Source organism: Pararhizobium sp. PWRC1-1 (assembly GCF_049897905.1).
Classification (GTDB): Bacteria; Pseudomonadota; Alphaproteobacteria; order Rhizobiales; family Rhizobiaceae; genus Pararhizobium.
In genome coordinates this window covers 74,387-89,142 of record NZ_JAFCXE010000019.1, presented here as the reverse complement: position 1 = coordinate 89,142, position 14,756 = coordinate 74,387, and the positions used below count along the sequence as shown (strand labels likewise).

Sequence of the window (14,756 nt, the reverse complement as noted above, 5' to 3'; positions counted from 1 at the left end):
GAGCAAACCTGAAATATTCTGAAACCGTCTGATCGCTGCCGATAGGGGTCGTACCGTTCTATGCTCGCAATAAGGGGCGGCCATTGCGTGTAAGCGGGTCCTAAATTATAAATTGGCGGACCTGAACAAAATGAGACGGTCATCGTGGTGGGACAGAAAGAACTACGCGTGTTTGCGTTCCGCGGTTGGGAGGTCGATCTCGCGCGTCGGGAATTAAGGTCCCTTGGCTCAGTGGTACCGATCGGCAGCCGTGCCTTCGAGATTATCGAAACATTGTTGGCATCGGCCGGCGAACTGGTGACCAAGGACGATCTGATGAAGCGGGTATGGCCCGGTCTCGTCGTCGAGGACAACACGATTCAGGTCCATATTTCTGCGATCCGGAAGGTTCTCGCCGACGATCGAGATATCCTCAAGACAACCGCCGGCCGGGGCTACCGGCTGCTCGGCGACTGGACAGCGCGGCAAGAAAATTCTACCACGCAGCACCATCTGCACGAGCGGGCACAGTCCCCAGCCGTTCCATTCACGATCAATATTCCGATGGCCACCTCGCCGCTCGTCGGGCGTGAGACCGCAGTCAAACACCTGACTGTCCTCGTCTCGGCCCATCGTGTGGTGACATTGACCGGTCCGGGCGGTATCGGAAAGACAGTGCTTGCATCGGAAGTTGGCCGCAGATTGTTTCCAACCTTCCAGGGCGATGTCTTATTCATTGAGTTGGTGTCGTTATCAGAGCCGGACCGGGTTTCATCGACGGTTGCTCATGTCCTCAATCTGCAAATACACGGCGAGAAGCTCTCACCGGAATTGGTGGCCAGGGCGATCGGCGGCAGTAGGGCTCTTTTGATCCTCGACAATTGCGAGCATGTCATCGAGGCTGCAGCCGCGCTCACCGAAAACGTCCTTCGCGTGTGCCCGGAAGTCAATGTGCTGGCGACCAGCCGGGAGCTCCTTCGGATCGACGGCGAGTGTGCCTATCCTGTGCCGGCGCTAGAGGTGCCATCCGAGGATCTGGAGGGATCGCAGGATGCCCTGGAGCATAGCGCCGTGCAATTATTCGTTGCTCGGACGCGTTCGCTGCGGGCAGATTTTGAGCCGCAGGGTGATAAACTGCCGGCCATTGCTTCGATCTGCCGTCAACTGGACGGCATTCCGCTCGCCATAGAGTTCGCGGCTGCCCGGGCAGCAACGCTCGGCATCCAGCAGGTTGCAGGACGCCTTGACGATCGCTTCGCGTTGCTTACCGGCGGCCGTCGCACCGCCCTGCCGCGACATCAGACGCTGCGCGCGACGCTGGATTGGAGTTATGATCTATTGCCCGAGGCGGAGCGCCGGCTCCTTCGGCACCTTGGAATCTTCCCCGCGGGGTTCACGATCGAGGCAGCCACGGCGGTGGTTGCCGGTATAGAATCGAGTGTCGCACTTGGTATTTCCAGCATGGTTTCCAAATCTCTGGTGGTGCTGGAGGGATCGGAGACGGCTCGACGATGGCGACTACTGGAATCCGTTCGAGTGTACTCAATCGCGAAGCTGGCGGAAGCGGATGAATATGGCGAGGCCATGCGCCGCCTCGCGGAATTTTGCTTGATCCTGTTTTCACCGCTCGCATTAGAGAACGAGTTCGACGCAACGTTCGACGAACTCGAGGACTTTCGCTTAGAGACTGGCAATCTTCGTGGGGCGTTAAAATGGGCGTTGTCGTCTGGTGGAGACGCTACTCTCGGAGTTGCGCTTGCCGCCGCTGCAAGCGATTTCTGGGTCGCGGTGTCGCTGGTCGCTGAGGCAGGCGAGTGGGCCGGAAAGGCGCTCGGACAGCTTGGCGACGCCACCGGAACCCGCACGGAAATGGTTTTGCGATGCAGCCTCGGCTACGCCCTGATCTATACTCAGGGGATGAGCCCTCGAGCCCGGGACATGCTTACCGGGGGGCTGGCGCTTGCACATGCCTTTCAGGATTTCGACTACCAGCAGCGCGCAACCTGCGGCCTTTGGCTCTTTTCCGCTCGCTCGATGGCACTGAAAGACGCACTCGCCTTTGCTCGCGAATATGAAGTGGTTGCCAGCGGGCGTGACCTGCAATCCCAAGCAACGGCCGCTTGGCTGGTGGGAATACCGCAGACCTATATGGCGTCGCACGCCGAGGCTAGCGAGCGGTTACAGTGGGTGATTGACCAATATCCGTCCGCCAGACGGCGGCGCGATATGATGCGGCTCGGCGCCGATGTGCGAACGTCGGCAATGGCGCACAACACGGTCAATCTGCTGTCGCAAGGATTTTTGGATGCAGCTTCCCGGACGGCAAGCCAGGCGATCGAAGAGGCGCGGGAAACCAATCAACCGTTCGTACTGTGTGTCACTCTTGCGTGGACAGCCGGCTTCGTCGCGTTGAGCCTTGGCGAATTCGACAAGGCAAGCGCCCTTGGCGAAGAACTCGTGCATATCGCGTACAAACACGGGTTGCGCCCGTTCCACGCAGTTGGCCTCTGTATCCGTGGCAGCCTGGCGGCGAGGGGTGACAACCCTGAGGCGGGGATCGAACCTCTCCGCTGCGGCCTCGCTGAAATGCAACAAGCAACTTATCTTCTGTTCTATCCCTTTTTTTTGACGGAGCTTGCCGCCGCATTAGGAGCTATCGGTCGGTTCGACGAGAGCCTTGAGGAAATCGGTAAGGCGCTGCGGTTCGCGGTCGACACAGACTACCGCTGGTTCGTGCCTGAAATCCACAGGGTAGAAGCTGAACTTCTGGTCCTGCGTGGCTCACAGAACCCGGCGTTGATCGAGAGCTCCTTGCGCCAATCAATGGGACAAGCAAGCGCGCAGCAGGCGGTTTACTGGGAACTATCTGCAGCAATCTCCTTGGCTGAGCTGTTGCGACGTGCGCACAAACACGACGAGGCGCTTGCGGCCCTGGCTCCAGTATATGGCCGCCTTAGCGAGGGATTTTCTGCGCCGAGGGTCAAACGGGCCAAGGCTCTATTGGACGAATTGGCCTAGTCGGACTTTGGAGGGCAACTGTGGCTGTTCCGACGACGAGGACGGATTTTTTCGGGTAAAGCCTGGTCTGGCTTCGATCAAATTTGCGCGGCAAGGCGTTAATCCCCAATCCGATGATGCTGGTGATATGGCGGCCCTGGTAATCGAGTTTATACCGGCAAGGCGATCGGGAATCGGAGCAACTTGCTGGGATGATCGGGACGGTCTGCGAAGTTGAGGCCGAAGTTCAATATGGCCCTGGAGGCGATCAAGAGCGACCCTCTCCCTGGCGCCTTTGCGCCGCACCGCAAAACGTACCTTTCGTGCTCGGAGGCTTGCGGGGCGCGATGTGCATTCCTATCTCACGTAGGCCCTGGAAACTTCCTGTTGAGATAAAAAATGGATACGCATGCAGTCTCCCGTTCGATGGTCGGCATTCGTACCATAATCCCGGATGATGCCTTTACTGCGCATTCACTCGGGACTGTGCGTGAAGGCAGCGGCGTGGTCATTCGCGAGGATGGCCTGGTCCTGACGATTGGCTATCTGATCACCGAAGCGGAGGAAGTCTGGATCACGAGGGCTGATGGAAAGGTCGTCGCCGGTCATTCGCTTGCCTATCATCAGGAAACTGGTTTGGGTCTCGTTCGAGCGCTTGGCGCACTGGACAGCCCGGCCTTGATGCTCGGCGATGCTACAAAAGTGCAGGTCGGCGACCCAGCAATCTTTGCCGACGGCTTTGGCCGATCCTTGGAGACGAAGATCGTGGCGAAGCGGGAGTTCGCCGGATATTGGGAATACCTGCTGGACGAAGCGATCTTTGTTGCGCCTGCCCACCCCTCCTGGGGTGGTGCTGCCGTTGTCGGGCAGGACGGCAGGCTCCTGGGGATCGGCTCCCTCAAGCTGGTAATGAGCCGGAACGGAACCAGTTCCGATATCAATATGGTTGTGCCGATCAATCTGCTTCCTCCCATTCTTGACGATTTGCTTGCTCGAGGAAAGGTGAACACGCCGGCGCGTCCGTGGCTTGGCGCCTTTGCGACGGAGAGCAACGGCGACGTGGTTGTCATGAGTGTTGCTGCTGATGGGCCCGCCGCCAAGGCTGGGTTACGGGGTGGGGACATCATTGCGGAAGTTCGCGATAGCGAGATTGCAGGCCTTGCCGATTTTTACCGTCAGGTCTGGAAAAGTGGCCCAGCGGGATCAGAAATTCCCGTCAGGATATTACGTGATGGCCGTGAGGCCTGGCTTCGCGTGAAGTCGGTTGATCGCGACAGTTTCTTGAAAAAGCCCCAGCTGCAGTAGCCTTGGCAACAGATAAGGGGCGGATTTGGCTTTAACGCCCGGGGCTGTTCCGCCTCATTCAAGAACACCTACCTCGATACATGCCGTGATGAAATGGGAGCGAGAGAGTGCGGTGCCGATATGCCCGCGTAGGGCACCCTGGCAGGACTTTCGGGCGATCTTGTAGGATGGGCCTTTATGACAGTTCCAACCCTTCAAGAGGAAGGCGAGGGCATCACCCGGGCCGACGATTTTGTCTACCCTGCCATCCGCGGCCAGAACCCGAACCGGGTACTCCCATCTCATCCCGATGTGTATGCGAATGATCTGGGTCATGAGTTATTGGGCGAGTATCCCTGCTTCCAAACATGCCGCGACGAAGTCGTCACGAATGGAGGTGGCCGATACGCGCCTGCCCAGCGCCGCCATGCAAAGGCTTCTCGCACGGTCGTAGTGTTCGCCACGCTTTTGCGGCCATCGTTGCGTCATTGTGTTCAACGCCGACTGCGGACCATCGATCTCGACAGGTATACCGTGGCCAACACGCACCCGTACGGGCTCAGCCCAGCAGATATTGCTGCAATTCATTTCCGTTTCTAGATCATCTTTGGGTTCCTCCCAGAACCACCAGAATAACTCGGAGCGCTAATATTTGTTCCCAGGAGATACCGTGATCATCGCCGGCGGGATTCGTTTGAAAACGCCCGGCTGTGTGAAAATCGAATTTTGTCCAAGGAGCTAGGGCGTCGGTACGAACTTGCCTTCATACCGGACGCGGAAATTGCGCCGCTCGGCCTCCTCCCGGAAGCACAGGAAAATCAGTTCGAGATCGCTTTTATTGTCAGCGCGTCCAAGCAGGCAGAGCGTGACGACGACTGCTTCAAAATAGCCGCGGCTCAGCCTGATCGCCGCGTTTCTGATTTCGTTTATTCCCAGATCGTTGCGGCTGTCACTGCGCTGGTAAACCAGCCAAAAACGCGCGGTCTCCCATACCAGCCGCAGGGCGTCTGTCACGTCGTGCTTGAATTCAGCAGCGCTCATGGCCGGTGTCCAGGAGACGGTCAGCTCGTCCTGCACACCAAACAAGTTGAAGTATCCGTCAAAATCAATACCGCTCGACAGGCGTTCCTCAAGCATTTCAAATGCTGTGGCGTCGGTTATCGAGGTCCTGAAAAATACGGCCATGGAACGCCTAGGATTGCACGGTAAACCGGCTCAAAGGACCGGTTCCATGAACAGGACCGGCCATGAATGATCGGTGCTGATGATCGCTTGGTCCTGCGTCAGGCACCCGTTTTCTTTTTTGGTGCCGGCAACAGGCCTTCGCGCTGCAGCTGCTTACGGGCGAGTTTGCGCTGACGGCTGATCGCTTCGGCTTTCTGGCGTGCTTTCTTTACCGACGGCTTCTCATAGGCTTCACGCATCCGCATTTCGCGAAAGACGCCTTCCCGTTGAAGCTTCTTCTTCAGCACCCGGAGCGCCTGGTCGACATTGTTGTCGCGAACTAATACCTGCATTTGAAATCTTTCAACTCTGACCGCCCGTTAGAAGGCGGGGGCAATCTAGCGATTCCGCTGAAATTTACCAGCGGTGTCGATCACGATTTTTTACTTTTCTGTCCGGGTATCGACGAGGTCGACAACGTCGCGGTCGAGGATTGTACGCGTACAACAGGCTCGATCCCGCCTGAAGGTATCTTTCATGGGTTGTTTATCAAAAAGACTTTGCCATACAGTGGAGAATCGGAATTAGTGCAATCAGCGCATTTTAGACGTTAAACAGAAAATAAGCGCAGATAAAATGAGACCTATATGTTGAACACGGCAAGCGGCAAAACCAATGAGACTTTGCGCTCGTTGATCTCTTCGGACGCCGAGGAACTGTCCCGCCAGTTGCGGGCGCACCAGCAGCGGACATTTCCGCCGACAGCCCAAAAGAGCATTCGCCAATTCACGCCTGCAGAGGCAGCTGATTTCATCGGTATCCATCAGGGCTACCTTCGCCAGATCGTCGCTGACGGGCATGGGCCTGAACCACTGGCGAACGGCCGCCGGCAATATTCCGTGCAGGATATTGAAAATCTCCGTCACTTTCTCGACGAAGGGGGCAAGGGGCCTCGAAAGTACGTTCGCCACCGGCGCGACGGTGAGAAGCTTCAGGTCATTTCGGTGATGAACTTCAAGGGCGGTTCCGGCAAGACGACGACATCGGCACATCTTGCACAGTTTCTAGCACTTCGCGGCTACCGGGTTTTGGCCATCGATCTCGACCCGCAGGCCTCGCTGTCTGCATTGTTCGGACATCAGCCCGAACTGGATGTTGGCGAGAACGAGACGCTCTATGGTGCAATCCGTTACGACGCAGCAAGGCGTGACGTAACGGAGATTGTGCGCGCAACCTACACGCCCAATCTCCACATCATCCCGGGCAATCTTGAACTGATGGAGTTCGAGCATGAGACGCCGAAGGCTCTCGCCGGGCGGCACAAAACGGATTCGATGTTCTTTGCGCGCATTGGTGAATGCCTGGCCGAGATCGAAAGCGCCTATGACATCGTGGTTATCGATTGCCCGCCCCAGCTGGGCTTCTTGACGCTATCGGCTCTTTGCGCTGCAACGGCCGTGTTGATTACCGTGCATCCGCAGATGCTCGATGTCATGTCGATGAGCCAGTTCCTGCATATGACGGGTGACCTCCTGTCGGTCGTCGAAGAGGCCGGCGGTTCGATGGACTATGATTGGATGCGATATCTGGTCACCCGCTATGAGCCCAATGATGGACCGCAGTCGCAGATGTCAGGTTTCATGAGATCCATTTTCGGAAATCGCGTGCTGGAAAACGCAATGCTGAAATCGACCGCCATTTCCGATGCCGGCTTGACCAAACAGACACTTTATGAAGTCGAAAGAAGTCAATTCACCAGGGGAACCTACGACCGCGCACTGGAATCCCTCACGGCGGTCAATAACGAAATCGAAGATCTAGTCAAACGGACCTGGGGAAGGAAATAACAATGGCGCGCAAGAATGTATTCTCGCTCCCGCAGGCTGAAACGGGTTCGGCGGTCGAAGGCGAGCCGCCTTTTGCGAATTCGCGTCCTCTGGCAGGATTTGAAAAGCCATTGAAGCGCGCCAGCCCTGTTGGGGCTATTTCGCAGTCCCTGGGGGGTATCCACGAGAAGGCGCAGCGTGTCGATGCGCTTGAGGAACAGCTTGCGCGCGGACAGGCGATTGTCGAGCTCGATCCCGCCGTCGTGGACAGTTCATTCGTTGTCGATCGTTTGGGTATCAGTTTCGAGGACCAGCAAATTCTTGTTGCCCAGATCCGCGATCATGGACAGCAAGTCCCCATCCTTGTTCGTCCGCATCCAGAAAGGGAAGGACGTTTCCAGGTTGCCTACGGACACCGGCGTCTGGCGGCCATCCGCAAGATCGGCGGGACAGTCAAAGCGGTTATCCGGGACCTGAGCGACGAACAGTTGGTCGTAAGTCAGGGGCAGGAAAACAATGCGCGCACCGACCTGACATTCATCGAACGGTCTTTTTTTGCGTCACGGCTGGAACAACGAAATTTCAGCCGCGACCTCATCATGTCGGCTCTCGGTGTGGACAAGGCGGCTCTCTCCAGAATGATCGCATTGGTAAACCGCCTGCCTGCGGAATTGATTGAAGCCATCGGGGCGGCTCCGGATTTCGGGCGCACGCGCTGGGCTGAGCTTGCCGACCTGATCGAGGATGAGAGCAAGAAGGCGAAAGCTCTCAAGGTTGTCGTCGAACCTGGTTTTGCCAACTTGAAATCGAATGAGCGCTTTCAGCTGGTCTATGATCACCTTCGTAAAATTCGCGACAAGGCAAGAATCTCTGTCTGGAAGACTGGCATAGGCAAAAAGGCCGTAAAGATTTCTGAGACCGATGACCTGCTGAAACTGTCTTTTGATAAAACTGTTGAGCCGGACTTCGGGTCCTATATCGAAGCCCGGCTTACCACGCTTTACGAAGAGTTTGTGCAGTCGAAAGAAGTGGCAGCAACTGCGACCTGAACAGCGCAAGGGGCCGGGCATCGGCTTTGAAACCCGAATTGGCGAGACCGGCTTTGTACGTTGATCCTGCTACGCCGGTCTTCGCAAACGCGATGCATCCTCGTCGACATGGGGTTTCGCCCGGAATTTTTCCGCCGGTGCCGGACGGCCGACATGGAAACCTTGCACCTGATCGATGCGGAATTCATGCATCAGAGCCAGCTGTTCGTCCGTTTCGACGCCTTCTACCAGGATTTTATGGCCCCGGTTGCGGACGAGCCCGATAATATCCTGGAGCATGGCCTCGCCCCTCGGGGTATTACTGTCATGCAAGAATGAACGGTCGATCTTCACCGTGTCAAAATCGATCAGACGAAGCCAGGAGAGGCCGGCAAAACCCGTTCCGAAATCGTCGAGCCATATCTTGATACCCAGTGTCTTCAGATCGCTGATGCATCGGAGGATATCGGAATTCATCTCCATTTCAAGACCTTCGGTGATCTCGAAGGCAAGCCTGCCGCCGGCAACGCCCGTTTCGCCCAGAATAGCAGCAACGGATGTTGCAAAACCGGGTGTCTTGAGCTGGATCGGAGAAACATTGACGCTGACGACGCGGACATGATTGTCGATCAGAAGTTCGCAACAAACCGTTCGGATCGCCCAGTATCCAAGGTTTAGGATGGCCCCTGTTCGCTCGGCGATAGGAATGAACAGGCCGGGGGAAACCGACGTGCCATCAATCATCGTCAGGCGCATCAGAGCCTCAACAGCTTCGACATTGCCCGATGAGACATTGCGGATCGGTTGATAAACCAGCGACACGAGGTTTTGAGCCGTAGCGATTTTCAACAGGGCGGCGACATTCTCGCTTTCGTCGCTGCTATGCGGATCGTTCGGATCAAACAGCTTGACGCAGTTCCGCCCGCTTGCCTTTGCGCCGTACAGGGCACGGTCGGCTTCATGAATGATCTTTTCAAGTTTCGTGCCGGCTTCGCTTCTGGTGAATGCAGCCCCGACGCTGACTGTGACGATAGACATGCCATCGCGGCGCTGCTGGTGCACCAGACCCATGTTTTCCACGGTTCGGCAGATGGTTTCAGCAAGTTCCCTAACTTGGTCTTTGCTTTCCACGCGTGCCAAAACGATGAATTCCTCGCCGCCATAACGGCCGATTGAACCGTTGTAGGAGCGTATCGAATCAGTGAGCGCATCCGCGACAAGAATGAGACAGCGGTCTCCTTCCTGGTGACCGTAGCAGTCGTTATATTTTTTGAAGAAGTCTACATCGATCAGGATCGCGGCAAAACTGGTGCGGTGGCTTTGCCAACCGGCCCAATAATCCCGCAACCTCTGGTCGATCGCCCGACGGTTTTCCAAACCTGTCAAAGGATCGGTATTTGACAGCCGGAGCAAGGCGTCTCCTCGTTCCGAGGCCTCCTTCTGCTGCAGCCGGGCCTCAAACGCGTTCAGGAAGACATTGTATCGTTCGCGGTTGAGCTTCCAGTTCACATATGAGGTAAAGACGAAACAGGAGACGTAAAATGTGCCGAAAGCCAGCGGGTAAGCTGAGTTGTCCGGAAAAAAAGAAAGGAGCGACAGGAAGAAGATACCGAGTACGATGCCGGACGTCATCAACGAGAGACGGAACTGGAAGCTGAAGAAGAGGTTAGCGCCCATCATGAAAATGGCGCCGAAAACCATGTAATAGGACAGATTCTGCATCTGGTGACTCATCATTGCCGGGCACAACCAGCCGACATATCCCAACACAAGCGCCGCGGCGCAGGTTCGATCGAGCCAATCCGTTTTAACGTTTCTGTGAAATTGAATTTCAAAGGCGATCAGGACTGCTATGCCGACAACAAAACGGGCGACAATAGTGTAGGTTGCCACATCCCAAATCAGCAAAATGTCCGGAATGGAAAAGAGGACGTAGATCAGAACGGCAACCCACAGCCCCTGCCGGGTTGCATGTCTGCGGGTGCTTTCGCCCTCTTTTCTGTAAAGTGAGCGGAGTTCTGCTGACAACGGCCTTTCAGGCTGCTTGTGCAGATCGATTTCCACTACGTCGGCCAGCGTGTGCTTCATGCACTGTTCCATTGAGTTGCGTCGCGTTCAGCGGAGTTTTGGCACTGCATTTCCACCGAAGGCCGCTGCTCAGGCAGCTGCACGCTTACGATCCTTTCAGATCGGACAACACAACGGAAGCGTGCATCTCCAAGCACTATCTTATGTGATGCCCGTGAAGTTTTCGTTAAATTAAACCGACACATGCCGCCGAAACACCCGACGTTACCGGACAAGGAAGCGTGCACGAGAAATTTTTCGTGCTGTACAAAATCTTGCAAATCAAGTCATTTTGCTGATTACGGTAAACAGTCTATTAACGGGTATAGGGTGCAGCGTGAGCCAACTTAAAGTCGTGTTTGATGGTGAAAGTCTAATAACGCCCGAGGCGATGGCCGCCGAATTCGGCTCATCCAAGGGGGCGTTGTATAGCGAGCAACTGGCAACTGGCAAAGCGGAGATGGCGCTGATCTTGCAGATCGCCAGGCAGCAGTTTGAATATGGCAGGGATCCGGCAGAGATCATTCACCGGTTGGCCGGAACGCTTCATGAGACACGCGCTAAGTTTCATCCCAGCGTCTGGCAAGAACTTATCCCCATCGCGCAGAACCACCCGGTATCGGAGTACTTTCTTCAGGATCCGTTCACTCGCTGGTCCTTTACCAAGCCAAGGGGCTATTCCGGCGACGCTCAGTTGCTTGACTTCATCTATGGTCACCCAAGCGTTGAGAGCGACATCGCCAAGGCTTCACCGCTTGGAAGAGTCCTGTACGACTACACCAAGGATGCGTCCTCGTCGGTTGCGGTGCGGGAACGCCGTGATCTGCTGACCCAGCATGTGGATGATATCGCGGAAAAACGCGGTAGCGACACGGAAGTCCTCACGATCGCCGCCGGCCACTTGCGGGAAGCTAACAACTCCGTTGCTCTGCGCCGACGGCGGATCAAGCGGTGGGTTGCGTTGGATCAGGACCCGATCAGTGTCGGCTCGATCAGGCGCGACTTCGCCGGTAGTGGCGTCGAGGCTATCGACGGTTCCGTCCGCGGTATCCTCACCAAGGGTCACAGGCTCGGCCAGTTCGATTTCGTCTATGCGGCAGGCCTCTATGACTATCTCGCCGAGAATGTCGCGGTGAAGCTCACGCAGCGTTGCCTGGAGATGTTGAAACCGAACGGCGTATTCCTGTTTGCCAACTTTGCGACCGATATCAAGGTCGACGGCTATATGGAGACGTTCATGAACTGGGCGCTGCTACTGCGCTCGGAAGTTCATATGTGGAACATTATCCACGCAAGTGCGGGGCGCGATGAGTTCGAAGCGAGTGTGCAGTTCGGTGCCAACCGTAACATCGTCTATGGTTTGATTACAAAACGTCAGTGAAAGCGCATTTCGCTCGAAACGAAAACCGGGGCCAGAATGGCCCCGGTTCCAGCTTATTTCTGGAACAGGTACTGATTGATCGACGCGGGTTTCATCTCGATTGAGAAGCCTGCTGCCTTCGGTGGCATATAGGCGGCGTTTTCGATGACGCACGGATCGATGAAGTGTTCGTGCAGGTGGTCGACATATTCGATCACCCGGCCGTCCTTGGTACTAGATACGGCAACATAATCGATCATCGACAGATGCTGGACATATTCGCACAGCCCGACACCACCAGCATGTGGCCAGACCGGCAGATCATATTTTGCGCCAATCAGAAGAACCGCAAGCACTTCGTTCAGGCCGCCCATGCGGCATGAATCGATCTGGACGATGTCGATCGCGCCCTCGGCGATGAACTGCTTGAACATGATGCGGTTCTGGCACATCTCGCCCGTCGCGACCTTGACGGTGCCAATGCCTGCGCGGATCTTGCGGTGCCCGGCAATGTCGTCGGGGCTGGTCGGTTCCTCGATGAAGAATGGCTTGGCAAAAGCCAGCTTATTGACCCATTCGATCGCCTCATCGACTTCCCAGACCTGATTGGCATCGATCATCAGATAGCGGTCCGGGCCGATGACGTCACGGGCGATGCGCAGGCGGCGAATATCGTCGTCGAGATCGCGGCCGACCTTCATCTTGACGTGGTTGAAGCCGGCATCGATCGCTTCCTGGCACAGGCGGCGGAGTTTTTCATCGTCATATCCAAGCCAGCCGGCCGATGTGGTGTAGCAGGCGTATCCCTCTGCCTCGAGCGTTGCGATGCGCTCGGCCTTGCCCGCCTCTGCGCGCTTGAGAATGGCAACGGCCTCATCGCGGGTGAGCACATCGGTCAAATAGCGGTAGTCAACAATATCGGCGATCTGCTCGGCCGGCATGTCTGCGATTAGCCGCCAGACGGGTTTGCCCGCCTGTTTGGCAAGCAGGTCCCACACGGCATTGACGACAGCGCCGGTGGCAAGATGCATCGCACCCTTGTCCGGGCCGATCCAGCGGAGCTGGCTGTCGCCGGTCAGGTGGCGCCAGAATTTGCCGGGATGGGCAAGGATCTCGCCGAGTTGGGCGCCGATGACCAGGTGCTTCATCGCATTGATGGCCGCACAGCAGATTTCGTTGCCACGGCCGATGGTGAAGGTCAGACCGTGACCGGAGAGCCTGTCCGTGTCGGTATAGAGAATGACGTAAGCCGCGGAATAATCCGGATCGGGGTTCATCGCGTCCGAACCGTCCAGGCTTTGCGAGGTGGGGAAGCGCAGGTCGAAGACGCGGAGATCGGTGATGCGGGTCATGGGTTTGCTCCGAAAAAGTATGGGCGGCAGGCTGTGGTCATGGGATTTTGAATTGGCCGGTGCAGAGAAGCCCCGCACCGGCCAACCGGTTAGATATCTGCTCGCGTGGTTTGCTTCTGGCTTCCCAGACCTTGGATGCCGAGTTCCACGATATCGCCGGGTTTCAGGTAGCGCGGTGGCTTCATGCCCATGCCGACGCCGGGCGGCGTACCTGTCGAAATGATGTCGCCGGGATGCAGCGACATGAACTGGCTGAGATAGGAAACGAGGAAGGCCGCTCCGTAGACCATGGTTTTGGTCGTGCCGTTCTGCACGGTTTCGCCGTTGACCTTCAGCCAGAGCCCGAGATTCTGAGGATCGGCGACTTCGTCCTTCGTCACCAGCCAGGGGCCGATCGGGCCGAACGTGTCGCAGGACTTGCCCTTGGTCCACTGGCCGGAGCGTTCGATTTGGAAGGCGCGCTCGGAAACATCGTGAACGGTGCAATAGCCGGCGACATAATCGAGGGCATCTGCTTCGGAGACATATTTGGCAGTCTTGCCGATGACGACGCCGAGTTCGACTTCCCAGTCGGTCTTTTCCGAACCGCGCGGGATCAGCAGATCATCATTCGGGCCGACAATCGCCGAGGTCGCCTTCATGAAAACGACGGGTTCCGGCGGAACTGCCATGCCCGATTCGGCCGCATGGTCGGCATAGTTGAGGCCGATGCAGATGAATTTGCCGGTGCCGGTGACGCAAGGGCCGATGCGTGGCGTACCGCCGACGACCGGCAGGCTTGCCCGATCGAGCTTTGCCAACTCGGCAAGTGCCGCGGGATCTATATCCTTGCCGCCGATATCGGTGACATGAGCCGAAAGGTCACGGATGACGCCGTCGGTGTCGAGCATTGCGGGCTTCTCAGTGCCGGGTGCGCCATAGCGAAGAAGTTTCATGAGCGTGTTTCCTGTTTTAAGGCGTCAAATCGTCCAGCCGCCGTCGATGGCGTAGGCCTGGCCGGTCGTATAGGTGGCGCCGGCGAGATAGACCGCGAGGTCGGCGATCTCTTCCGGCGTGCCGAGCCGGCCCATCGGCTGGCGGGCGATGAAGGCGGCGCGGGCGGTATCGTAATCGCCCTGCGAGCGCATGCGTTCCTGTAGCGACGGGCTTTCGACCGTGCCGGGGCAAATGGCGTTGCAGCGGATGCCTTGCGCGACATAATCGGCGGCGATGGCCTTGGTCAGGCCGATGACGGCAGCCTTGGTGACGCCATAGGCAAAGCGGTTCGGCACGCCCTTGATGCTGGAGGCGACAGACGACATGTTGACGATGGAACCGTCGCCGCGCGTCAGCATGCCGGGCAGCACGGCGCGAATGGTCCGGATCATCGCCTTGACGTTGAGATCGAAGGCGAATTCGAGATCGCTGTCCTTCATTTCCAGGACCGAGCCGCCATGAACGACGCCGGCGCAGTTGAACAGCACATCGATGTCACCGATTTCGGCAACCAGCGTCGAAACTGCATCGGCTTCCAGCACATTGAGAATGTGGGTGGAGACGCCCGGTTCCTTGGCCAGGTTGGCAAGCGCGTCGACGTTGATGTCGGTGGCATGGACAGTCGCGCCCACGCGGGCGAAGGCGAGGGCGGACGCCTGGCCTATGCCTTGCGCTGCAGCGGTGATCAGGACTTTCTTGCCGATCAGTTTGGCGGTCATGTCAT

General features: G+C 57.1%; 13 protein-coding genes. 5 read left to right on the top strand and 8 right to left on the bottom strand.

All coding sequences use genetic code 11. The annotated features are described in order from the left end of the window. Nucleotides 1-147 precede the first annotated feature (147 nt). Together ACP7E0_RS25120 and ACP7E0_RS25115 are read left to right on the top strand one after the other, a co-directional pair. Complete coding sequence (locus ACP7E0_RS25120) at nt 148-2,997, top strand: ATP-binding protein (RefSeq protein ID WP_426128835.1); 2,850 nt, start codon at nt 148-150, stop codon at nt 2,995-2,997. A gap of 378 nt (nt 2,998-3,375) precedes the next feature. Next, nucleotides 3,376-4,281: a S1C family serine protease gene (locus ACP7E0_RS25115; RefSeq protein WP_426128833.1), complete on the top strand. Its 906-nt coding sequence runs from the start codon at nt 3,376-3,378 to the stop codon at nt 4,279-4,281. 54 nt (nt 4,282-4,335) lie between these two features. Here the strand turns inward: ACP7E0_RS25115 and ACP7E0_RS25110 are convergent, their stop codons facing one another. The 4 genes from ACP7E0_RS25110 to rpsU all read right to left on the bottom strand — a co-directional run bounded on the left by ACP7E0_RS25110 (nt 4,336) and on the right by rpsU (nt 5,777). After that, nucleotides 4,336-4,566 carry a DUF982 domain-containing protein gene (locus tag ACP7E0_RS25110; protein ID WP_426128908.1) on the bottom strand — a complete coding sequence of 77 codons (231 nt, stop codon included), beginning with the start codon at nt 4,564-4,566 and terminating at the stop codon, nt 4,336-4,338. 33 nt (nt 4,567-4,599) lie between these two features. Further along, complete coding sequence (locus tag ACP7E0_RS25105) at nt 4,600-4,848, bottom strand: DUF982 domain-containing protein (protein WP_426128831.1); 249 nt, start codon at nt 4,846-4,848, stop codon at nt 4,600-4,602. A gap of 150 nt (nt 4,849-4,998) precedes the next feature. Then, nucleotides 4,999-5,445, bottom strand: a complete 447-nt coding sequence (locus ACP7E0_RS25100; RefSeq protein ID WP_426128830.1) for a hypothetical protein — start codon at nt 5,443-5,445, stop codon at nt 4,999-5,001. Nucleotides 5,446-5,543: 98 nt separating this feature from the next. Continuing rightward, the gene (gene rpsU / locus ACP7E0_RS25095; protein WP_113314708.1) at nt 5,544-5,777 is read right to left on the bottom strand and encodes a 30S ribosomal protein S21; all 234 of its coding nucleotides are present in this window, start codon (nt 5,775-5,777) and stop codon (nt 5,544-5,546) included. Between the two features lie 294 nt (nt 5,778-6,071). Here rpsU and repA point away from each other — a divergent pair, with 294 nt between their 5' ends. Beyond that, complete coding sequence (gene repA / locus ACP7E0_RS25090) at nt 6,072-7,271, top strand: plasmid partitioning protein RepA (protein ID WP_426128828.1); 1,200 nt, start codon at nt 6,072-6,074, stop codon at nt 7,269-7,271. 2 nt (nt 7,272-7,273) lie between these two features. Further along, the gene (repB, locus tag ACP7E0_RS25085) at nt 7,274-8,299 is read left to right on the top strand and encodes a plasmid partitioning protein RepB (RefSeq protein WP_426128826.1); all 1,026 of its coding nucleotides are present in this window, start codon (nt 7,274-7,276) and stop codon (nt 8,297-8,299) included. A gap of 69 nt (nt 8,300-8,368) precedes the next feature. Here the strand turns inward: repB and ACP7E0_RS25080 are convergent, their stop codons facing one another. Then, nucleotides 8,369-10,366: a putative bifunctional diguanylate cyclase/phosphodiesterase gene (locus ACP7E0_RS25080; protein WP_426128824.1), complete on the bottom strand. Its 1,998-nt coding sequence runs from the start codon at nt 10,364-10,366 to the stop codon at nt 8,369-8,371. 316 nt (nt 10,367-10,682) lie between these two features. Here ACP7E0_RS25080 and ACP7E0_RS25075 point away from each other — a divergent pair, with 316 nt between their 5' ends. Beyond that, nucleotides 10,683-11,726, top strand: coding sequence for a class I SAM-dependent methyltransferase (locus tag ACP7E0_RS25075; protein WP_426128822.1), 1,044 nt, complete (start codon nt 10,683-10,685; stop codon nt 11,724-11,726). A 53-nt stretch (nt 11,727-11,779) separates the two neighbouring features. Here ACP7E0_RS25075 and ACP7E0_RS25070 read toward each other — a convergent pair whose 3' ends face one another. The 3 genes from ACP7E0_RS25070 to ACP7E0_RS25060 all read right to left on the bottom strand — a co-directional run bounded on the left by ACP7E0_RS25070 (nt 11,780) and on the right by ACP7E0_RS25060 (nt 14,751). Beyond that, nucleotides 11,780-13,057 (bottom strand): L-fuconate dehydratase, encoded by a 1,278-nt coding sequence (locus ACP7E0_RS25070; RefSeq protein WP_426128820.1) that lies wholly within the window; start codon nt 13,055-13,057, stop codon nt 11,780-11,782. An 89-nt stretch (nt 13,058-13,146) separates the two neighbouring features. Continuing rightward, complete coding sequence (locus ACP7E0_RS25065; RefSeq protein ID WP_426128818.1) at nt 13,147-13,992, bottom strand: fumarylacetoacetate hydrolase family protein; 846 nt, start codon at nt 13,990-13,992, stop codon at nt 13,147-13,149. 24 nt (nt 13,993-14,016) lie between these two features. Beyond that, on the bottom strand, nt 14,017-14,751 hold the full coding sequence (locus ACP7E0_RS25060) for an SDR family oxidoreductase (protein WP_426128816.1): 735 nt from the start codon (nt 14,749-14,751) through the stop codon (nt 14,017-14,019). Nucleotides 14,752-14,756 lie beyond the last annotated feature (5 nt).

What these genes read in the sequence shown, in the direction of transcription:
- ACP7E0_RS25115 (WP_426128833.1), top strand. Translation starts at nt 3,376, where the DNA reads ATGGATACGCATGCAGTCTCCCGTTCGATGGTCGGCATTCGTACCATA.
- ACP7E0_RS25110 (WP_426128908.1), bottom strand. Translation starts at nt 4,566, where the DNA reads ATGAGATGGGAGTACCCGGTTCGGGTTCTGGCCGCGGATGGCAGGGTA.
- ACP7E0_RS25105 (WP_426128831.1), bottom strand. Translation starts at nt 4,848, where the DNA reads ATGAATTGCAGCAATATCTGCTGGGCTGAGCCCGTACGGGTGCGTGTT.
- ACP7E0_RS25100 (WP_426128830.1), bottom strand. Translation starts at nt 5,445, where the DNA reads ATGGCCGTATTTTTCAGGACCTCGATAACCGACGCCACAGCATTTGAA.
- rpsU (WP_113314708.1), bottom strand. Translation starts at nt 5,777, where the DNA reads ATGCAGGTATTAGTTCGCGACAACAATGTCGACCAGGCGCTCCGGGTG.
- repA (WP_426128828.1), top strand. Translation starts at nt 6,072, where the DNA reads ATGTTGAACACGGCAAGCGGCAAAACCAATGAGACTTTGCGCTCGTTG.
- repB (WP_426128826.1), top strand. Translation starts at nt 7,274, where the DNA reads ATGGCGCGCAAGAATGTATTCTCGCTCCCGCAGGCTGAAACGGGTTCG.
- ACP7E0_RS25080 (WP_426128824.1), bottom strand. Translation starts at nt 10,366, where the DNA reads ATGAAGCACACGCTGGCCGACGTAGTGGAAATCGATCTGCACAAGCAG.
- ACP7E0_RS25070 (WP_426128820.1), bottom strand. Translation starts at nt 13,057, where the DNA reads ATGACCCGCATCACCGATCTCCGCGTCTTCGACCTGCGCTTCCCCACC.
- ACP7E0_RS25065 (WP_426128818.1), bottom strand. Translation starts at nt 13,992, where the DNA reads ATGAAACTTCTTCGCTATGGCGCACCCGGCACTGAGAAGCCCGCAATG.
- ACP7E0_RS25060 (WP_426128816.1), bottom strand. Translation starts at nt 14,751, where the DNA reads ATGACCGCCAAACTGATCGGCAAGAAAGTCCTGATCACCGCTGCAGCG.